The sequence below is a fragment of the Marivita sp. genome (genome assembly GCF_017643905.1).
Taxonomy (GTDB): Bacteria; Pseudomonadota; Alphaproteobacteria; order Rhodobacterales; family Rhodobacteraceae; genus Marivita.
Map to the genome: position 1 here is coordinate 1 of NZ_JAEPMO010000102.1, position 17,447 is coordinate 17,447.

The 17,447-nt window shown below is 60.3% G+C and carries 23 protein-coding genes; 13 read left to right on the forward strand and 10 right to left on the reverse strand.

Annotated elements, in window-relative coordinates:
• Positions 1-63: 63 nt before the first annotated feature.
• Complete coding sequence (locus tag JJ869_RS15765; RefSeq protein WP_292268518.1) at positions 64-777, forward strand: gamma-glutamyl-gamma-aminobutyrate hydrolase family protein; 714 nt, start codon at positions 64-66, stop codon at positions 775-777.
• Positions 778-780: 3 nt separating this feature from the next.
• Here JJ869_RS15765 and JJ869_RS15770 read toward each other — a convergent pair whose 3' ends face one another.
• A complete protein-coding gene (locus JJ869_RS15770; RefSeq protein ID WP_292268519.1) occupies positions 781-2,163 on the reverse strand; it encodes an MATE family efflux transporter in 1,383 nt (460 codons plus the stop codon).
• A 167-nt stretch (positions 2,164-2,330) separates the two neighbouring features.
• Between JJ869_RS15770 and JJ869_RS15775 the strand changes: the two genes are divergently transcribed.
• Genes JJ869_RS15775 through JJ869_RS15790 form a run of 4 tightly spaced genes read left to right on the forward strand, consistent with a single transcriptional unit; the run spans position 2,331 to position 3,217 of the window.
• The gene (locus tag JJ869_RS15775) at positions 2,331-2,519 is read left to right on the forward strand and encodes a hypothetical protein (RefSeq protein WP_292268520.1); all 189 of its coding nucleotides are present in this window, start codon (positions 2,331-2,333) and stop codon (positions 2,517-2,519) included.
• A 4-nt stretch (positions 2,520-2,523) separates the two neighbouring features.
• Complete coding sequence (locus JJ869_RS15780; protein ID WP_292268521.1) at positions 2,524-2,787, forward strand: Rho termination factor N-terminal domain-containing protein; 264 nt, start codon at positions 2,524-2,526, stop codon at positions 2,785-2,787.
• Between the two features lie 2 nt (positions 2,788-2,789).
• A complete protein-coding gene (locus tag JJ869_RS15785; protein ID WP_292268522.1) occupies positions 2,790-3,002 on the forward strand; it encodes a DUF2945 domain-containing protein in 213 nt (70 codons plus the stop codon).
• Positions 3,003-3,022: 20 nt separating this feature from the next.
• The gene (locus JJ869_RS15790) at positions 3,023-3,217 is read left to right on the forward strand and encodes a PLDc N-terminal domain-containing protein (protein WP_292268523.1); all 195 of its coding nucleotides are present in this window, start codon (positions 3,023-3,025) and stop codon (positions 3,215-3,217) included.
• A 46-nt stretch (positions 3,218-3,263) separates the two neighbouring features.
• Here the strand turns inward: JJ869_RS15790 and JJ869_RS15795 are convergent, their stop codons facing one another.
• The gene (locus JJ869_RS15795) at positions 3,264-3,686 is read right to left on the reverse strand and encodes a cytochrome c (protein ID WP_292268524.1); all 423 of its coding nucleotides are present in this window, start codon (positions 3,684-3,686) and stop codon (positions 3,264-3,266) included.
• A gap of 146 nt (positions 3,687-3,832) precedes the next feature.
• Here JJ869_RS15795 and JJ869_RS15800 point away from each other — a divergent pair, with 146 nt between their 5' ends.
• Positions 3,833-4,267: a DMT family transporter gene (locus JJ869_RS15800; RefSeq protein WP_292268525.1), complete on the forward strand. Its 435-nt coding sequence runs from the start codon at positions 3,833-3,835 to the stop codon at positions 4,265-4,267.
• Positions 4,268-4,296: 29 nt separating this feature from the next.
• Here JJ869_RS15800 and JJ869_RS15805 read toward each other — a convergent pair whose 3' ends face one another.
• The 4 genes from JJ869_RS15805 to JJ869_RS15820 all read right to left on the reverse strand — a co-directional run bounded on the left by JJ869_RS15805 (position 4,297) and on the right by JJ869_RS15820 (position 8,009).
• Positions 4,297-4,938 (reverse strand): DUF3047 domain-containing protein, encoded by a 642-nt coding sequence (locus JJ869_RS15805; protein WP_292268526.1) that lies wholly within the window; start codon positions 4,936-4,938, stop codon positions 4,297-4,299.
• Positions 4,939-5,016: 78 nt separating this feature from the next.
• Positions 5,017-5,997 (reverse strand): Ldh family oxidoreductase, encoded by a 981-nt coding sequence (locus JJ869_RS15810; protein ID WP_292268527.1) that lies wholly within the window; start codon positions 5,995-5,997, stop codon positions 5,017-5,019.
• Positions 5,998-6,046: 49 nt separating this feature from the next.
• Complete coding sequence (locus tag JJ869_RS15815) at positions 6,047-6,730, reverse strand: ABC transporter ATP-binding protein (protein WP_292268528.1); 684 nt, start codon at positions 6,728-6,730, stop codon at positions 6,047-6,049.
• Positions 6,723-8,009: a lipoprotein-releasing ABC transporter permease subunit gene (locus tag JJ869_RS15820; protein WP_292268529.1), complete on the reverse strand. Its 1,287-nt coding sequence runs from the start codon at positions 8,007-8,009 to the stop codon at positions 6,723-6,725. The genes JJ869_RS15815 and JJ869_RS15820 overlap by 8 nt, the downstream gene beginning before the upstream one ends.
• A 371-nt stretch (positions 8,010-8,380) precedes the next feature.
• Here JJ869_RS15820 and JJ869_RS15825 point away from each other — a divergent pair, with 371 nt between their 5' ends.
• Positions 8,381-9,487, forward strand: a complete 1,107-nt coding sequence (locus JJ869_RS15825) for a pyridoxal phosphate-dependent aminotransferase (RefSeq protein WP_292268530.1) — start codon at positions 8,381-8,383, stop codon at positions 9,485-9,487.
• A 118-nt stretch (positions 9,488-9,605) separates the two neighbouring features.
• Positions 9,606-9,821: a histidinol phosphate aminotransferase gene (locus JJ869_RS15830; protein WP_292268531.1), complete on the forward strand. Its 216-nt coding sequence runs from the start codon at positions 9,606-9,608 to the stop codon at positions 9,819-9,821.
• Here JJ869_RS15830 and JJ869_RS15835 read toward each other — a convergent pair.
• On the reverse strand, positions 9,810-11,006 hold the full coding sequence (locus JJ869_RS15835; protein ID WP_292268532.1) for an aminotransferase class V-fold PLP-dependent enzyme: 1,197 nt from the start codon (positions 11,004-11,006) through the stop codon (positions 9,810-9,812). The genes JJ869_RS15830 and JJ869_RS15835 overlap by 12 nt on opposite strands.
• A gap of 145 nt (positions 11,007-11,151) precedes the next feature.
• Here JJ869_RS15835 and JJ869_RS15840 point away from each other — a divergent pair, with 145 nt between their 5' ends.
• Together JJ869_RS15840 and JJ869_RS15845 are read left to right on the forward strand one after the other, a co-directional pair.
• Positions 11,152-11,868 (forward strand): tyrosine-protein phosphatase, encoded by a 717-nt coding sequence (locus tag JJ869_RS15840; protein ID WP_292268533.1) that lies wholly within the window; start codon positions 11,152-11,154, stop codon positions 11,866-11,868.
• Positions 11,865-13,610 carry an ABC transporter ATP-binding protein gene (locus JJ869_RS15845; protein ID WP_292268534.1) on the forward strand — a complete coding sequence of 582 codons (1,746 nt, stop codon included), beginning with the start codon at positions 11,865-11,867 and terminating at the stop codon, positions 13,608-13,610. Before JJ869_RS15840 ends, JJ869_RS15845 begins: the two co-directional genes overlap by 4 nt.
• Here JJ869_RS15845 and JJ869_RS15850 read toward each other — a convergent pair.
• On the reverse strand, positions 13,607-13,921 hold the full coding sequence (locus JJ869_RS15850; RefSeq protein WP_292268535.1) for an ArsC/Spx/MgsR family protein: 315 nt from the start codon (positions 13,919-13,921) through the stop codon (positions 13,607-13,609). The two genes, JJ869_RS15845 and JJ869_RS15850, sit on opposite strands and share 4 nt — an antisense overlap.
• A gap of 185 nt (positions 13,922-14,106) precedes the next feature.
• Here JJ869_RS15850 and JJ869_RS15855 point away from each other — a divergent pair, with 185 nt between their 5' ends.
• Entirely contained in the window at positions 14,107-14,313 is a 207-nt protein-coding gene (locus tag JJ869_RS15855; RefSeq protein WP_292268536.1) for a cold-shock protein, read from the forward strand.
• 3 nt (positions 14,314-14,316) lie between these two features.
• Here the strand turns inward: JJ869_RS15855 and JJ869_RS15860 are convergent, their stop codons facing one another.
• A complete protein-coding gene (locus JJ869_RS15860; protein ID WP_292268537.1) occupies positions 14,317-15,222 on the reverse strand; it encodes a LysR family transcriptional regulator in 906 nt (301 codons plus the stop codon).
• 95 nt (positions 15,223-15,317) lie between these two features.
• Here JJ869_RS15860 and metF point away from each other — a divergent pair, with 95 nt between their 5' ends.
• Positions 15,318-16,184: a methylenetetrahydrofolate reductase [NAD(P)H] gene (gene metF, locus JJ869_RS15865; protein ID WP_292268538.1), complete on the forward strand. Its 867-nt coding sequence runs from the start codon at positions 15,318-15,320 to the stop codon at positions 16,182-16,184.
• Here the strand turns inward: metF and bhcR are convergent.
• A complete protein-coding gene (gene bhcR / locus JJ869_RS15870; RefSeq protein WP_292268539.1) occupies positions 16,181-17,008 on the reverse strand; it encodes an HTH-type transcriptional regulator BhcR in 828 nt (275 codons plus the stop codon). The two genes, metF and bhcR, sit on opposite strands and share 4 nt — an antisense overlap.
• A gap of 120 nt (positions 17,009-17,128) precedes the next feature.
• Here bhcR and JJ869_RS15875 point away from each other — a divergent pair.
• A partial coding sequence (locus JJ869_RS15875; RefSeq protein WP_292268540.1) for a glyceraldehyde 3-phosphate dehydrogenase NAD-binding domain-containing protein occupies positions 17,129-17,447 on the forward strand: 319 nt, incomplete at its 3' end.

A 17,447-nucleotide genomic window follows, 5' to 3' on the forward strand; every position in this document is an offset into this window, starting at 1 on the left:
CAAATCCATATGGATCAAAACCATCGACGCGCTTTTGCAGGACCACGACGTCAAGGCCGAGTTATGACCCGCCCAGTCATCGCCGTCACCACATCGAACCGGACCGGCTGGCGCGTCTTTCCGCTCATCAACCTGAATCTCTGGATCACCGGCGGCAAGGGCGTTCGCTGGGGCGTTGGCCGCGTGGTGGATCTCGACCATGTCGACGGCCTGATCATCGGCGGCGGCGGCGACATCGGACCTGAACTCTACGGCGGCAAGCTGGGAATTTCGGCCAAGCTTGACCCGGAACGGGACGAACTGGAACGCTGCCTCGCAGAAGCAGCACTTGATCGCAACATTCCCGTATTGGGAATTTGCAGGGGTTCGCAAATGCTTAACGTGGCTCTGGGCGGCACCTTGGATCAGGATGCCTGGACGACCTATGGCACAAATCGCAAGATCACCACGATCCTGCCGAAGCGTGAGGTCTGTGTGGAAAGCGAAACCCATCTATCGCTCATCAGCGGCGAAAAACCGATGAAGGTCAACGCCTTGCACAGTCAGGCGGTAGATCGGTTAGGAGACGGTCTGCGCATCTCCGCACGGGACACCGGCGGCATGGTGCAGGCCATCGAACGCATCCGTGACCCCTTTGCACTTGGCGTTCAGTGGCACCCCGAACATCTGTTTTATGCCCACCGCCAACGCGCGATCTTCCGCGCTCTGGTCACCGCGGCGCGCGCCTATCGTATGGACCGCAACCAGACGCGCGCGATGCGCACCGAAATGGTCTAGCATTCAGCTGCTTGTCCGCGGCAGGATTGACGGCACAGCGCGTCCGTTCACTTCGGTCAAAAGCCCCGTTGCACGTGCGCAGAACAAACCGCCAGCAATCGCAAAGGCATTGGCCAGAACCGCAGCACCGAGTATGCCCGCATAGCCGAACGCCCACATGCCAATCCATGCAAGCGGCACATAGACGACGAAGATCCGAGTCAGGCTGAGACCCAGCGAATAAGCCGCCTTGGAGCGTGCATTCATCGCGGCATTAGTGATGACAAGGATGCCGTAGCCCATAATGCTCCAGCTCACGACACGCATGTAAAGCGCTGCATAGCCCTGTGCCTCACTGCCATCCGCAAAGAAGGCGGCGATCTGATCGGCGAACAGGGTCACGCCGACAGCCAGTGCCAGTCCGTACACCACACTGAACATCCACGCTTGTATCAAGGCCAGTCGCGCCCGATCCCGTTTGTCAGCGCCGAAATTCTGCCCGACCACCGGGCCGATGCCAGCGGAAAGCGCAAAAAGGGCGACCAAAGCTACTGATTGTACTCGCGTCGCAGCACCGAATCCTGCCACCGCAGCCTCGCCCAATGTTGCGACTGCCGCTGTCACCAGAGCCATACCCGCAGGGTTGATAGCATTCGAGCCCGCTGCCGGCAGTCCGACGGCTATCACGTCTTTTATGCTCGCAAACAGCCCCTTCAAGGGCTCGCCGCAGACCGTCAGCAATCCCGAATACCACGCATACCACACCGCAGCACCCGCCCCGATGGCACGCCCGATGAAGGTGGCAAGCGCAGCACCTTCGGTGCCCAACCCCGGAACCGGCCCCCAACCGAATATCACAAGCGGATTGATCGCGATGTTGACCAATGCAGCCAGCACCATGATTACCGCAGACGTCGCCCCATCGCCATGGGCGCGAAAGACCGCGTTGCACACCATCATCAGAACGAGAAACGGAAAGGACAGCGACCAGAATGGCACGTAGGCGCGTGTCTCATCCAGTGCCGCACCTTCTGCACCCATGCATTGAAATAAGAGCGGCGCAGACATCCAAAACGCCAGCGCCACAAGCACAGCGAGACACAGTCCCAGCCCCGCGGAATGCAGCGCCAACCGGACCGGCGCATCACTATCCGACCGATCACGCCCGATCGCCTGCGAGACAACCGCGTTTGCTCCTGCCGAAAGGCCGATCGACATCGAGGTCAGCGCTGTGGTCACCGGGTAGATGAACCCTACGGCGGCCAAGGGTGCCTGGCCAAGTTGTCCCAGAAAGTAGGCATCAGCCAGACCCACGCTCAACACGGCAAGAATCCCGAAACTCATCGGAGCCGAAACCAACGCCAACGCTTTCCAGACAGGTCCACGGGTCAGATCGCTCTTGGGCATAATCTCATCATCCTTTCGGGCAACAAACACCTGTCGGCAGACCGCGAAAGGCACGCCGTTCCGCAGTCAACGCGCCCGTATCTCATCGGTTCCGAAGCGAAATCATGGAACCGGTGCAACAGCACCCGCGTTGCGCCAATGAAGATTCACAACCCAAGAGGTAATTCATGTCCGCTCCATCGACGAATATCGAAAAGCAATCCAAGCGCCATCGTCCGGCACTCTGGGGCATGATTGCCGCAGCTATCTTTGCCGCAATTCTGTTCTTCGCCTATCTTGCCAATTTGGCGTTCGAAGGCAACGAACCGGGTCAGGAAGACGCCGCACCCGCCGCAGCCACGACGACTGACGGATAAGACCATGGCCAAGGATCACGGATCATCGATCAAGGACGATGAGACCTACGAAGCCCTGCGCGACGACGGCTACAGCAAGGAAGCTGCTGCGCGCATTGCCAATGCTCAGGCCAGCGACGACCAGAACCCTTCGCGCGAGGGCGGCAAAGCGGCACCTTATGAGGATTGGACCAAAGACGATCTGTACGACCGCGCGCAGGAGCTTGATATCGACGGTCGCTCGGACATGACCAAATCCGAACTGATCTCGGCCCTCAGGAACCGCTGACCATGGCACGATCCGAAGGTGACCATGTGCAATGGGATTGGGGCGATGGAACAGGCACCGTAACCATCATCAACGTCTACGACCAAAAAACGACCGTTACGATCAAAGGCACGGAGGTGACCCGCAAGGCATCTGCGAACTGCCCCGCCTACCTGATCGAACAAAACGACGGTGACAGGGTGTTGAAAAGCGAAAGTGAAGTCAGCGCCGCGTGAGGCGCAGCAAGGAGACCGCAATGGGTATTGAAATCACCGGAATTGGAGGGCTGATCCTCCTCGTTCTCAACGTCTGGGCCTTTGTTTCCATCATCGGCTCCAACAACTCTACAGGTTCAAAGGTGCTATGGTGCCTGTTGGTTCTGATCCTGCCCCTTCTGGGCTTCATCATCTGGCTGCTGGCAGGGCCAAGGTCCGCATCCGCCCGCGCCTGACAAGACAAAGCCTCGCCATCCGGCGAGGCTTTTCTTTTGCGCGCGTTTACCGCGTGGTCTGAATGCTCTGAATATATTCCAGCAGCGCGACCAGCTTGCGGGGCGTCGGTGTCAGCACACCGTCGGCAGCGTCCAGCGGCACCAACTCTCCGTCCAGCAACACACCGAACTCTGGCATGCCCGGCCCCGAGAGGGACGACTTTGTATAGCCGTCAATGGTCGACAGAACCCGGACCGATGGGAAGTCACCGCCGTTGCGCAAGGCAATCAGCGTGAGGTCAGGTGGTGCCTTGACCATCGCCCGCGCCATCGGTCCATTTCCCTTGGCGTCAGCCCCGTGACAAACGGCGCAGTTTTCCATGAACAGCGCCCGCCCATCTGAGGGCACGGGCATCTCGTCGGGTGTGCAGGCCGCGATCAGGCCAGCGGCACAGGCACCAAATGTCAAACTGATGAGGGTTGGGCGCATTTCGGCCTCCTTGCTCGATTACGCACAGAGTGACTCTCTTTCAGCCGCCGTGCAACCATCCGGGTTGAGCCGGAATTGCGACGACGGGTGACAATCGGCAGAACCCGGCGCACTCTGCACGAGAATCGCGCCATACGGAGACATCTATGCCGATCTATGCCCTCACGATGCTGGCCGCCGGGATCGGCATCCCCCTGCTTGCCGCGCTGAACGCAGCCCTCGGTGTGCGGATCGGGTCACCGGCAGCAGCTGCCATGGTGCTGTTCTGCGTTGCCCTGCTGGCCGCGACGGCCGCGACCCTGATCACTGGACCACGGGCCTTGGCCAACGTGCCGATGGCGCCCCGTCATCTGTTGCTCGGCGGTCTTTTTGTGGCGTTCTACGTGCTGTCGATCACCTATATCGCACCACATTTCGGGATTGGAAATGCGGTCTTTTTCGTGCTGTTGGGACAGCTGATATCCGCCGCGCTGATCGACCATTTTGGTCTCTTCGGCGCGCGTGTCAGTCCACTCAGCCTCACGCGAAGCACCGGAATTGCGGTGATGGCGCTTGGGGTGTGGATCACGCAGCGCGCCTGATCTGCGCGGTGCTTTCGGCCAGTCAGCCGTCAGTTCACGCTCAACCCGCTGATCGACGCGCGAATGCGGCTGTCGGTGTCGTCACTGTCACCGGACAGGGCCAAGCCGACCAGCGCAGTCCCACCCCCGCCAAAGGCATTGGCATAGTCCCGCGCGAGATTGACGCTCTCATTGGCACTGCCTGTGCCAGACCCGCGCAGAACGATGGTTTTGCCACGATTGCCCAGATACGGGCTGCTCAGCACCGCGCCGCGATTGTGTGCGCCGCCCCAGACATAAACCAGCACGCGCGCGGCATCATTGCTCAGCAACTGACGCACACTGGCCCCTTTCAGCGCTTGCGCCTCGGATTCTGGCAGAAACACGAAGTACAGCGCGAGGTTGCGGTCATCTCCGCCCTTATTGCGCAGATCGGTGGCCGGCACGCCTTCCTGCACGCTCCAGGACCATTTGGCGCTCGACGCCCCCCAATAGCTTTCCGGCAGAGGCCGATAGGCCAAGGAAACCGACCCGTTCGACGCAACGCTGACCGAACTGCCATTGAAACCATAGGTGTTCGACGAGAACAGCGAGAACTTCTGGGTTTTCCAGGTCCCGTCAAATGAAACCGGCGCGGCCAATGCAGGCAACGCGGCAAGGGACAAGGCGGCAGCAGCAAAAAAACGGAACATCGGGACATCCTTTTTGGGTTGCCCCGTTCTAACAGGCCCAGCCGATCACTCGCATCAAACGTTCGCGTGAAACATGTGTCACCGTTCAGACAGCGCGCAGCTTGCTTCCCACAGCGCATCTGGCACAGCAACCTTGGTCAGCAGAACCTTGCCAAGACCGGGCACACGCGCGCCATCATCCTGCGCTACAGCCTCGGCCAATCCCGCGACCATTGCGTGAAACTCAGGACGGATGCTGGGGTCGATCAATATAAAGCAATGCGCCAGATCATGCGGTGCGCCCTCTGGCGCTTTCAGCGGTTTGACCTCGCGGCTGGGGGTTCCGGCCGCCAATCCGGCCGCCATGATTTCAACCATCAGGCCCAACCCCCATCCTTTATAGCCTCCCATGCTGCACAAAGATCCAGCCAAAGCCGCTTCGGGGTCGGTGGTCGGCTTGCCCTCCGCATCGACGGCCCATCCCTCTGGGATCGTCTCTCCAGCCGCCTTGGCCATCGTGATGCGCCCCAATGCCACGCTGGTGGTGGACTGGTCGAACATCATCGCAACGCCACCGTCGCCGTCCGGCACGGCAAAGGACATCGGGTTGGTCCCGATCACCCGCGTCTTGCCCCCGGGAGGCGCAACGATAGGCGACGCATTGGTGTACCCCATCCCGATCATCCCCGCCTTGGCAATGGCTTCGGTGAACCAGCCCAGCGCGGTGCAGGTATGAGCATGACGCACGAACAGGCTTGCGATCCCGGTCTCGCGCGCGGCTGTTGTTGCTGCGTCCAATGCGGCGGCAAAGGCGGGCTGGGCAAAGCCGTAGCCTGCGTCCACTTCGACCGTGCTGCTGCGCGGTCGTGTCACGCTTGGTGTTACCGCTCCGCGAACCCGTCCACTGATCAGTTGCTGGCAATAGCTTTCCAAGTAGTAAAGCCCACAAATGCGGTTCCCCCGCGCCTCGGCCCATGACACGGCATCGGCCATGATGCCCGCCACCTCGTCAGAGGCCCCATGCGCACGCAAGGCGCGTTGCGTGACCTTGTGGATTTGCGAAACATCGATTTCGGCCATACTGTCCTCCTCTGGCAATCCGGGCAAAGTGACAGCAAACCATCCAACGTCAAGCGGATGACACTCGGCCCTGCTCCAATCGCACCTGACGATCCATCCGCGCCGCAAGCTCCATGTTGTGCGTGGCGATCAGCGCCGACAGTCCGGTCTCTCGGACAAGTGTCATCAACGCCGCGAACACGGTGTCCGAGGTGCCCGGATCAAGGTTGCCGGTCGGCTCGTCCGCCAGGAGGACAGACGGTCCATTGGCCAGCGCCCGGCAAAACGCGACCCTCTGCTGCTCCCCTCCGGACAAGGCAGCAGGCCGGTGATGCGCGCGCGCGGCAATGCCGACAATCTTCAGCAACTCGGTCGCCCGCGCATCCGCATCACCCCGCGGCACACCGGCGGCAAGCTGTGGCAGCACGATGTTTTCCTGAGCGCTGAACTCGGGCAGCAGATGGTGGAACTGGTAGACAAACCCGACCTCGTCACGTCGCACGGTTGTGCGCTTGCGATCCGGCGCCCCGGTCACATCGGAACCCGCGATTTCAACTGTGCCACCATCCGGCGTGTCGAGCAAACCCGCGATATGCAAAAGCGTCGATTTCCCTGCACCCGACGGCGCGACCAGCGCCACAACCTCGCCTTTGGAGAGCGACACATCCACCCCGCGCAACACCTTGACCGCAGCAGGGCTGCCCGCATTGTAGGTCTTGGTGACCCCACTCAATCGCAGTGCAACATCACTCATAGCGCAGCGCCTCGACCGGGTTCATCCGCGCGGCGCGCCGGGCTGGAAAGATCGTCACGATGAAGCTGAGCGCAAGCGACAGGGCCACCGCGCTGAGCACATCGGGCAGGCGCAATTGTGCTGGCAATTCGTAGATGCCCCGCACCGCCGGATCCCAGACACCGCCACCTGCGACGTAGTTCACGAAGGAAAAGATCGGATCGATGTAAAGCGCAAACAGACACCCAAGGATCACGCCTGCAACGGTTCCGAGAATGCCGGTGAAGGCCCCGCAAATGAAGAACACCCGCAGCACCGCACCTTCGGTCAGACCCATTGTGCGCAGGATCCCGATATCCCGGCCCTTGTTCTTCACCAGCATGATCAGTCCGGAAACTATGTTCATCGCGGCAATCAGCACGAGGATCGAAAGGATGATGAACATCACGTTGTCCTCGATCTCGAGCGCGCGCAGGAACCCACCGCTTGCGTCCTGCCAAGTCCACACCAATGCCCGAGAGCCGGCGGCTTGAACGATGGGCAATGTCACGTTCTCGACCCGATCCGGGTCGGCAACCATGACCTCGATCTCGTCTGCAACGCCTTCCCGGTTGAAGTAAAGCTGCGCCTCGCCGAAGGGCATATAGACGCGTGTGCGGTCGATGTCATAACGCCCGGCGGTAAAGATATAGACCACCTCATAGGCCTTGACCCGCGGGCTGGTGCCAAAGGCGGTGCGCACCCCGTCTGGCGAAATGAGCTTGACCTTATCGCCCAATCCGACCCCCAGTTCGCGCGCAACACCCGAACCGATCGCAATGCCGTCAGCGAACCGGGCAAGATCGCCCTGCGCGGTGTCGGGATCTGCGATGCGGGGAATGGTGGCAAGGTCCTCAGGTGCGATGCCGAACACCTCGACACCGGCGTTGCGGCTGTTGGCCGTGGCCATGACCTGCCCCTTCACCAAGGGTGCTGCGCGGGTGACGCCGGGGACTGCCGCAACAGACTGGGCCAGGGCCGCGTAATCCGGGATAGTGCGACCCGACCGACCGAATTGATCGATTTCCTGTGTGTAATAGACCGTCACATGCGCGTTGGAGCCAAGGATGGTATCAACAAACTCCGCGCGAAAGCCGGAGCGCACAGCGAGAGTGGCAATCAGGGCAAAAACCGCCAGCGTGATCCCGATCAGGCTGATCCATGTCATCACGCTCACGCCGCCTTCAGCACGCCGGGCGCGCAAGTAGCGCCACGCGATCATCCATTCAAACGGGGCAAAGGGTGGTGGAGTTTGGGCCATGTCGGTCTCTTTCTGCTCTGGTCGATAAGTGGCCGTTCCACTTCGGCGGGTCAAGCGGCGGGGGGCATGTTCAGTTTCGGCCTACGTGTTTCAGGAGCGAAGCATCGGGACAGCGCCCGTGACCTGAATTGGCGCTTCGTGTGGGAGAAAGACAACGCCGCGCGAGACTCCACGAGTTGCCAACGGTATTTTTACAATTCCAAAGCACGTTTACGTGTGGCCCGATTTTTCGACGAAAAATCGGGGCGCTAGAAGGTCCGGATTGGCCCTTGCTTCGTTTCAGCGCCAAAACATGCATACGTAGCCGGGTTTCTGCGTTCTGGTCGTCAACAGCGCTTGTTCTGGAACCGCCCACTTGGCATAGACAGGACATGACCGGACCTAGATATCCCGACCTCATCGCAAAGCTACCCTCTTCCGTACCCTTCGTTGGCCCGGAAGTGCAAGAGCGTCACCGCGGCGCGCCCTTTCTTGCGCGATTGGGCGCGAACGAAAGTGTCTTTGGACCATCGCCTTTCGCGGTGGCCGCGATGCAGGATGCGGCGGGCCAGTGCTGGCAATATGCCGATCCCACGAATTACGATCTGATCCACGCCATCTCGGCCCATATAGGCGTGCGCCCCGGCAATATCATCATCGGCGAAGGGATTGACGGGCTGCTCGGGTACCTCGTACGTCTGCTGGTCGTCCCCGGTGACGCGGTGGTCACGTCGGACGGCGCCTACCCCACCTTCAACTATCACGTCGTGGGTTATGGCGGCACGCTGCACAAAGTGCCTTTCCACAACGATCACGAAGACATCGACGCACTGATGGCCAAAGCCTCTGAGGTCGAAGCCAAGATCGTCTACCTTGCGAACCCCGACAACCCGATGGGCAGTTGGCACAGCGGTGCGAAAATCGAAAAATCGCTCGACTCGCTCCCGGACGGAACGCTGTTGCTTCTGGATGAAGCCTATATCGAGTTTGCACCGAACGGCACCGCACCGATGATTGACGCAGACGATCCGCGGGTCATTCGCATGCGCACCTTCTCCAAAGCCTTTGGTATGGCGGGCGCACGGGTCGGCTACGGCATCGGAGCGCCGGACCTGATCAAGAACTTTGACAAGGTGCGCAACCATTTCGGGATGTCGCGGATTTCACAGGCAGGCGCATTGGCGGCCTATGAAGACACGGCCTGGCTTGAAGAGGTGATCGCCCTTGTTGCCGAAGCACGGAACCGGATCGCGGCCATCGTCAAGGCCAACGGGCTCACGCCCCTGCCCTCCGCCACAAATTTCGTCACTGTGGATTGTGGCGGCGACGGTGCCTTCGCCAAAGCGGTGCTCGCCGGCCTGATTGAGCAGGGCGTGTTCGTCCGGATGCCCTTCGTATCACCCGGCGACCGATGCATCCGGATCAGCGCGGGACGCCCCACGGATCTGGATATCTTCGAAGCGGCACTGCCCAAAGCCCTCGCAGCGGCGCGCGGTTAGGCGCGGCGCCCCAAGTTCACGAAAATTTTCGGGATCTGGCACAGATTATCGCTGACGAGGCGATATTCTGCGGTACTCTGTTCTGGTAACGTGCACGTTCCGAGTTGTGGAGATGCAAATGGATGATCACCATCCCAAGCGGGTCGAGGATTACACGACCGCAAGTCTCATTCTGATTTTCATCAATCTTTTGTGGATCTTCGGGGTCATCTGTGCCCTTTTCGGCCTCTTGGCCGTGATCCTGACAGGATGGGTCCTGAACCACGGCATCACCTGGCTGGCCCATTACAAGGCCAGCCGCGCGATCCAGTGGCCTCGGAATTCAGACGCCTGAGATCACCTTGGCCGCTTCCGCGACCCCACCGGCCCGATGCGGAATACCCAACGCTCCAAGCCCGGCTTCGACGACCCCCAGCAGCCCAAGGATCATGTGCGCGTTCACATGGCCCATATGCCCAAACCGGAAATACCCATCGCTTTTCGGGTCATCGTCGTTGCCCATGCCCAGACCGATGCCCAGCGTGACACCCGCCTGATCGGAACACCAGCGGCGCAATTCGGTGCCATGTGGTTTGCCGATGGCCATCGCGGTCACCGCATGACTGCGCAAGCTGCGGTCGGCGATGTTGAGCCGCAGCGGCCCGCCCTGCCCCCAATGCTCGACCGCCGCCCAGATCGCCCGAGCCAAGGTGGCATGCCGCGCCCAGATAGCGTCCATCCCCTCGGCATGTATCATATCCAGCGCCGTGCGCAGGCCATAAAGGTGATGCGTCGGCGCGGTACCACTGAAATACTGGTAGAACGCCTCCGGGGCCGTGCGTGCGGTCCAATCCCAATAGGTGCTGACGTGCTTGAGCCGACGCCGCCCTTCAGCAGCCTTGTCGTTGAAAAACACAAAGCCCAGCCCCGGCGGGCACATCAGCCCTTTTTGCGAGCCGGTCAGAGCCACATCGACGCCCCAGGCGTCCATCTCAAACCGGTCACACCCCATTGCAGCGATGCAATCTGCAATCAGCAGCGCCGGATGGCCGAGATCATCAAGAATCGCGCGCAGCGGTGCAAATTCGTTGCGGTTCGAGCTTGAGGTGTCCACATGCACCGCCAGAACCGCCTTATAGGTATGCGCGCTGTCCGCTTTCAGTGCCGCTTCAACGCGCTCCAGATCGAAGGTGCCGCCATTGCCGAAATCCAGTACGTCGACCTCGATCCCACGAGCCTCTGCGATGCGGCTCCAGGTTATTGCAAAGAACCCGGTGGACAGCACAAGCACCTTTTCCCCGATGCCGACAGTATTCGCCAAGGCAGCTTCCCACGCGCCATGTCCGTTGCTGATATAGATTGCCACATGCCCGTCGGTGCGGGCGACACGTTTCAGGTCACGCACCATATCCGGCATCATTTCGGGCAGCTCGCCCTCGTAAATGTTCGGTGAGGCACGATGCATCGCACGCAACACGGCATCCGGCACCACTGAAGGACCGGGAATGGCAAGATACGTGCGACCGTTGGCAAGCGACATAAGCAACCTCAAAACGACGGGGATTCCCTGACAGAGCGCAGGATTCTGCGCACCCTACCCACCCCAGCCGCACCGTCAATATCGCGCGGTGCTTGCCAGCACGCGTCACAGTCTCTACATCCGCGCCTGACGCGAAAGGGACCGGATGCTGGGACGACTTTGGACAAAGATCGAAGATGCAGAACGCAAGCTGCGTCGGTCCTTCGGCAAGGACATCACGGACCCGCGCGCGCGGCGCTGGTCGGCGTTTCACTACCACGTGTTCGATCACGCCTTCCTGCGCACCTTCTGGACCAACTTCTTTGAGGTCGCACCGGGCGTGTACCGCTCGAACCAGCCGACACATGCGCGGTTCGAGAAATACAAGGCAATGGGCATCAAGACCGTGGTGAACCTGCGCGGTGAAGACAAATATGCCCATTACCTCTTTGAAAAGGAAACCTGTGAGGCGTTGGGGCTGCGGCTCTTGAACGCCAAACTGCAGGCGCGGAATGCGGTCAGCCGCAAGAAGATCGTACATGTGATCGACACATTGCGGATGGCGGAGAAACCCTTTGTGTTTCACTGCAAATCCGGCGCTGACCGCGCAGGGTTCGTTGCGGCGCTCTACCTGATGGTGTTCGAAAACCAACCGGTGGAAATGGCGCGCAAGCAATTGTCGCTCAAGTATATCCACCTCGATTTCACTGCGACCGGCGTGCAGGATTACATCCTTGATGTTTATGCCGCGCGGAATGCGCGCCAGCCCATCGGGTTCGAAGACTGGATCCGCACGGAATACGACGCGACGGCCATCCAGACCGGGTTCAACAGCAAGACCCCAGCCGCCAAGCTGACAATGCCTGCGGCTTTGGCGACGTGACCGAAGCCGCGGTCAATCCGCGGGGCCTGCTGCTTTGGGTCTGGCGCGGATATCTTGCCAAGCACTGGCGTCTTCTGATTGTCGCGATGGTCTTCATGGCGCTGGAAGGCGGCATGTTCGGCGCGCTGTCCTACATGATGAAGCCGATGTTCGACCGGGTCTTTGTCGGCGGTGAGGCAGACGCCATCCTGTGGGTCGGATTGATCTTTCTTGGCATCTTCGTCATCCGGGCCGTGGCAAGTATCGTGCAGAAGGTTCTGCTGACGCGGATTTCCCAGCTGTCCGTTGCAGATATCCGGCAGGATCTGCTGGCGCATCTCATGGTGCTCGACAGTGCCTATCACCAAACCCACTCACCGGGCTACCTCATGCAGCGGGTCGAAGGCGATGTGGACGCGATTTCAAAGGTCTGGCGGACGATCATAACCGGCGCAGGTCGGGATGTGATTGCGCTTGTGTCTTTGTTTGCTGTTGCAATTTCCGTCGATTGGCGTTGGACGGTCGTCGCCTTGCTCGGGGCGCCGATCCTGATCGCACCGTCGATGTTTCTGCAACGCTATGTTCGCAAGGAAGCCCGGCGCGCACGCGACGTGGCGGCGAAACTGTCCGTGCGTCTGAACGAGGCATTTCACGGAATCATTCCCGTCAAACTCAACGCTCTCGAACGGTACCAGTCAGACCGCTATCGCAGCCTCACGGATGAGCGCGTCAAAGTTGAAACCCGCAGTGCCCTTGGTCAGGCGACAATCCCTGGCATGATCGACATCATGGCCGGTCTGGGCTTCATGGGTGTGTTGTTCTACGGCGGAAACGAGATCCTCTCGGGTGAGAAAACAGTGGGCGATTTCATGGCCTTCTTCACCGCAATTGGTCTTGCATTTGAACCGTTGCGGCGGCTCGGCAACGTGGCGGGTGTTTGGCAAGTGGCTGCCGCCGGGATCGAACGCATCCGGCAAATCCTTGACACGGAACCGACGCTGAGGAGCCCTGCGCAACCCAAGGCCGCGCCCGAGGTTGTACCTGAGATAAAGCTTGAGGACGTATCGCTAAGCTACGGGGAAACGGGCATTTTGAACGGGTGTAGCTTTACCGCGGAAGCAGGTCAGACTACCGCGCTTGTTGGGCCTTCTGGCGCCGGCAAATCGACGATCTTCAATGTGTTGACCCGACTTGTTGATCCGTCACATGGAGATGTGACCATAGGCGGCGTGCCTGTCTCGGAAATGGCGCTGGACGACTTGCGCGGGCTCTTTTCTGTGGTGTCGCAGGAAGCCTTGCTGTTTGACGATACAGTTCTGGAAAACGTCCTGCTTGGACAAAAAAATGTGTCCGATGCCGATCTGAAACGAGCGCTGGATGCAGCGCATGTGTCCGATTTCCTGCCGCAGCTTTCAGACGGGTTGAACACCCCCGTCGGACCACGCGGATCGGCGTTGTCGGGCGGCCAGCGGCAACGGGTGGCGATTGCCCGCGCGCTGTTGCGCAACCGCCCCATTCTGCTGTTGGACGAAGCGACGTCGGCGCTCGACACCGGTTCCGAGGCCAAGGTGCAAGAGGCGCTGGACGAATTGTCCAAAGGGCGCACCACGTTGGTCATCGCCCATCGCCTGTCCACCATCCGGGACGCGCATAAGATCGTGGTCATGGATCAGGGGCGCGTGATCGAAGAAGGCACACATGACGATTTGCTGGCGCAGTCCGGCACCTATGCCGCGCTGCACCAGATGCAGATGCGCGACTAGCCTAATATGGCCTCTTGGGTGGTCTTGTCCCACCCCAAATAAAGCGCGTCGCCATCCACGATCAGCGGGCGTTTCATCAGTTTGGGATGGGTCACCAAGAGCGTCTTGGGGTCTTTCGCTCGTTCGGTTTCATCCAATCCCCGCCATGTCGTCGATTTCGTGTTGAGAATTTTTTCACCAAACTGCGCCATCGCCCGATCCAGTATACCATCGGGTACCGAAGTCATTGAAACATCAACAAATTCTGCGTTTGGCAGCACCTTCAATGCCTTACGGCATGTGTCGCAAGTCTTGAGCCCGTAAAGGATCATTCTTCCCTCTCCTGTCTTCTGCCGCCTCGCCCTTTGGCCCGTGCTGAAAAATGCGCGAGGGCCTTGTTTTTGGGACGCTTCGGTCAATCTCAAATAGTGTGATGGGGTGTCGCAGATTGCCCGCCCGGTCGCAACTGAAGCGGCCCTCAGAGGTCAAACATGACGACAGAAGGAGACACGGGATCATGCCGAACGGTACCGTGAAATGGTTCAACGCCACAAAAGGCTACGGCTTTATTTCCCCGGAGGATGGCGGCAAGGATGTGTTTGTGCACATTTCCGCTGTTCAGCAATCCGGGATGGACAGCCTCAGCGACAATCAAAAGGTCAGCTTTGATATGACCGAGGGTCGCGATGGCCGCAAGATGGCGTCGAACCTCACCGCCCTCTAGACATCAGGCGGATTGAAGCCGCTGCGCCTCTTGCCGGGCCAGCCGGATCAATTCAGCGACGAATGGCTTGTCTGTGTCCACTGTTCTTGTGGCCGCGTATAGCCGTCTTGTCACGCCTGTTTCGGTTAACGGACGTGTGACGTAGTCGGAACTGTACTTGACCTCGCGCACCACCCAGTCGGGCAGCACCGACACGCCCCGATTGGACGCGACCAGAAGCAGAATAACGGCCGTCAGCTCGACCTGGCGAACTGCAGCTGGTTCGACCTTTGCCGGGATCAGCAATTGGCTGAACACATCAAGCCGCGACCGTTCCACCGGATAGGTGATCAACGTCTGCCCCCGGAAATCCTCGGCCTCGACATATGGCTTGTCGGCCAGCGGATGCGCAGCCGAGGCGACAAAAACCGCGTTGTAGTCGAAAAGCTCGGTGAATGTGACGCCGGGAATGTCCTCTGGGTCGGATGACACGACCAGATCAACCTCTTCCTTTTGCAAGGCAGGCAGCGCGTCAAAGGCCAAACCGGGGCGAATGTCCACATCCACATCCGGCCAGTTTTTGCGGAACGCCTCCAACACCGGGAACAGCCATTCGAAACAGGCATGGCATTCGATGGCGATGTGCATCCGCCCGGTCGATCCTCCACGCAGCCCTTCGAACTCTGCCGCCAGCGCTTCGACCTGTGGCAGGACCTGATTGGCCAGCCTCAAAAGACGCATCCCCGCGGCCGACAGTTTCATCGGCTTGGAGCGGCGTACAAACAGCTCCACCCCTGCCTGATCCTCAAGCGCCTTGATCTGGTGGCTGAGCGCCGATTGCGTGATGTTCAACTGGTCCGCCGCCTTGGCCACCCCGCCATATTCATGGATGGCCTTGATGGTGCGGAGGTGCCGGAACTCGATGTGCATTATCAACCGATCTCATGTTGAAGATTAGATTTATGAGTTTGTCTCACAATGCTGCGTATGCGACAAGAGCTTCTACGCCATCAAGGATCACGTCGATGACAACTCCGTCCGTCTCATTCGAATTCTTCCCGCCCCAGTCTTTGGAGGCCTCGTTCCGCCTGTGGGACACCGTACAGGTGCTTGCCCCGCTGCAGCCGCGCTTTGTCTCCGTGACTTACGGCGCAGGCGGCACTACCCGTGACCTGACCCGCGAGGCGGTGGCAACGCTGCACAAATCCTCGGGCCTGCCGGTTGCCGCGCACCTGACCTGCGTGAACGCCACGCGCGCGGAAACCCTTGCCATTGCACAGGATTTCGCCGCTGCGGGTGTGACCGACATCGTGGCCCTGCGCGGCGATCCGCCCAAAGGCTCGAACGGCTTTGTCCCCCACCCCGAAGGATTCGCCTCGAGCGTGGAGCTGATCGAGGGCCTGCGTGACGCCGGTGATTTTACCATCCGCGTCGGTGCCTATCCCGACACCCACCCCGAAGCGAAAGACGCCCAAGCCGATGTGGCCTACCTCAAGCGCAAGTTCGATGCGGGCGCATCCGAGGCGCTGACCCAGTTCTTCTTCGAGGCGGACACCTTCTTCCGGTTCCGCGATGCCTGCGAGAAGGCGGGAATCGACAAGCCAGTGACACCGGGCATCCTGCCGATCGAGAACTGGAAGGGTGCTGTCCGCTTTGCCCAGCGCTGTGGTACACATATCCCGGCGTGGGTAGTGGATGCTTTCGAGAAGGCGGAACGCGACGGGCGCGAAGACCTGCTCGCCACCGCGATCTGTGCGGAACTCTGCTCCGACCTGATCGACGGCGGCGTCGACACGCTGCACTTCTACACGCTGAACCGCCCGGAACTGACCCGCGACGTGTGCCACGCGCTTGGCGTGACACACAAACTGAACCTCAAGAACGTCGCTTAATCCGACGCGCCCCCCAAAGCGGCGGTCAGTTTGGCCGCCGTTTCCTTGACCGCCAAGCCAAGGCTGTCGATCCTTTCGTCGGGGATACGAGCTGACGGTCCCGAGATCGACACGCCGGCGATGGGTTCGCCATGCATGTCGAACACCGGCGCCGCGATACAACGCATGCCATCGTTTTTCTCTTCTGCATCAAACGCATACCCACGCGCCTTGGTCTTGACCAAGTCCTCTGCAAGCGCTTCGGGTGTGATCAATGTGTGCTCCGTGAACGCGGTCAGCTTGTGCTTGCGAATGATCGCCGCCACGTCCTTGTCGTCCATTTGCGCCAAAAGCGCTTTGCCGATGCCTGAGGAATGCATGGGCGACATGGTGCCCGGCGGGAAAAACGCGCGGATGTTGTGATGGGTCTCGACCTGACTCAGGAATAGCACCAGCCCGTCGCGGGACACACCCAGATTGGCGGTCTCTTCGGTCTTCTGCATCAATTCGCGCAGGAACGGGCGGGCACGTTCCACCAGCGAGGTGCGGCGCAGAAACCGCGATCCGATGTGAAATGCCCCTGCCCCGATATGCCAGGTCTGCGCCACGGGATCGAAATCGACCATGTTGCGCCCTTCGAAGGTCGACAGCACCCGGTAGACGGTGGCAGGAGATTGATCTAGGTCTTCAGACAGATCGGTCAGCGTCGCGCCGCCGCGTTCGCTCAGCCGTTCAAGGATGACCAGCGCCCGATCCAGCGATTTGATCTTGTTCTGCTCGGTCGTATCGCTCCACGCGCGGGGCCGTCCCCGTGCGCGCCGCTCCGGCCCTGTTTCTGCGTTCATGCCAGCCTCTGCGCCCTGAATTGTCTCGATACAAAAAACATTTTTACAATGTGAAAAAATCAGAGTTGAAATGCAAGCGTTAACGCACAGGTTCTGCGGCAACAGGCAAAGGACAGGTATATGCGCATCGTCATCCACGGGTTTGGGCGGATCGGCCGGGTTATCCTGCGGCAAATCCTGACCAGTTCGGCCCATTCGGATATCGAGGTGGTGGCGGTCAATGACCTCGCACAGCCGGACACCTGCGCTTATCTCTTCAAGTATGACAGCGTCTTCGGCCCCCTGCCCGGCGGGGTAACGCTGGAATGCGGACGCCTGCACGCTGGGGAACGATCCATCCCGCTGCTCACCGGGGGCAAGATGGCGGATCTGCCCTTGACAGGCGTTGATCTGCTGCTCGACTGCACCGGCGCCACCAAGGACCGCGCGACGGTCGAGG

What these genes read in the sequence shown, in the direction of transcription:
- JJ869_RS15765 (WP_292268518.1), top strand. Translation starts at nt 64, where the DNA reads ATGACCCGCCCAGTCATCGCCGTCACCACATCGAACCGGACCGGCTGG.
- JJ869_RS15770 (WP_292268519.1), bottom strand. Translation starts at nt 2,163, where the DNA reads ATGCCCAAGAGCGATCTGACCCGTGGACCTGTCTGGAAAGCGTTGGCG.
- JJ869_RS15775 (WP_292268520.1), top strand. Translation starts at nt 2,331, where the DNA reads ATGTCCGCTCCATCGACGAATATCGAAAAGCAATCCAAGCGCCATCGT.
- JJ869_RS15780 (WP_292268521.1), top strand. Translation starts at nt 2,524, where the DNA reads ATGGCCAAGGATCACGGATCATCGATCAAGGACGATGAGACCTACGAA.
- JJ869_RS15785 (WP_292268522.1), top strand. Translation starts at nt 2,790, where the DNA reads ATGGCACGATCCGAAGGTGACCATGTGCAATGGGATTGGGGCGATGGA.
- JJ869_RS15790 (WP_292268523.1), top strand. Translation starts at nt 3,023, where the DNA reads ATGGGTATTGAAATCACCGGAATTGGAGGGCTGATCCTCCTCGTTCTC.
- JJ869_RS15795 (WP_292268524.1), bottom strand. Translation starts at nt 3,686, where the DNA reads ATGCGCCCAACCCTCATCAGTTTGACATTTGGTGCCTGTGCCGCTGGC.
- JJ869_RS15800 (WP_292268525.1), top strand. Translation starts at nt 3,833, where the DNA reads ATGCCGATCTATGCCCTCACGATGCTGGCCGCCGGGATCGGCATCCCC.
- JJ869_RS15805 (WP_292268526.1), bottom strand. Translation starts at nt 4,938, where the DNA reads ATGTTCCGTTTTTTTGCTGCTGCCGCCTTGTCCCTTGCCGCGTTGCCT.
- JJ869_RS15810 (WP_292268527.1), bottom strand. Translation starts at nt 5,997, where the DNA reads ATGGCCGAAATCGATGTTTCGCAAATCCACAAGGTCACGCAACGCGCC.
- JJ869_RS15815 (WP_292268528.1), bottom strand. Translation starts at nt 6,730, where the DNA reads ATGAGTGATGTTGCACTGCGATTGAGTGGGGTCACCAAGACCTACAAT.
- JJ869_RS15820 (WP_292268529.1), bottom strand. Translation starts at nt 8,009, where the DNA reads ATGGCCCAAACTCCACCACCCTTTGCCCCGTTTGAATGGATGATCGCG.
- JJ869_RS15825 (WP_292268530.1), top strand. Translation starts at nt 8,381, where the DNA reads ATGACCGGACCTAGATATCCCGACCTCATCGCAAAGCTACCCTCTTCC.
- JJ869_RS15830 (WP_292268531.1), top strand. Translation starts at nt 9,606, where the DNA reads ATGGATGATCACCATCCCAAGCGGGTCGAGGATTACACGACCGCAAGT.
- JJ869_RS15835 (WP_292268532.1), bottom strand. Translation starts at nt 11,006, where the DNA reads ATGTCGCTTGCCAACGGTCGCACGTATCTTGCCATTCCCGGTCCTTCA.
- JJ869_RS15840 (WP_292268533.1), top strand. Translation starts at nt 11,152, where the DNA reads ATGCTGGGACGACTTTGGACAAAGATCGAAGATGCAGAACGCAAGCTG.
- JJ869_RS15850 (WP_292268535.1), bottom strand. Translation starts at nt 13,921, where the DNA reads ATGATCCTTTACGGGCTCAAGACTTGCGACACATGCCGTAAGGCATTG.
- JJ869_RS15855 (WP_292268536.1), top strand. Translation starts at nt 14,107, where the DNA reads ATGCCGAACGGTACCGTGAAATGGTTCAACGCCACAAAAGGCTACGGC.
- JJ869_RS15860 (WP_292268537.1), bottom strand. Translation starts at nt 15,222, where the DNA reads ATGCACATCGAGTTCCGGCACCTCCGCACCATCAAGGCCATCCATGAA.
- metF (WP_292268538.1), top strand. Translation starts at nt 15,318, where the DNA reads ATGACAACTCCGTCCGTCTCATTCGAATTCTTCCCGCCCCAGTCTTTG.
- bhcR (WP_292268539.1), bottom strand. Translation starts at nt 17,008, where the DNA reads ATGAACGCAGAAACAGGGCCGGAGCGGCGCGCACGGGGACGGCCCCGC.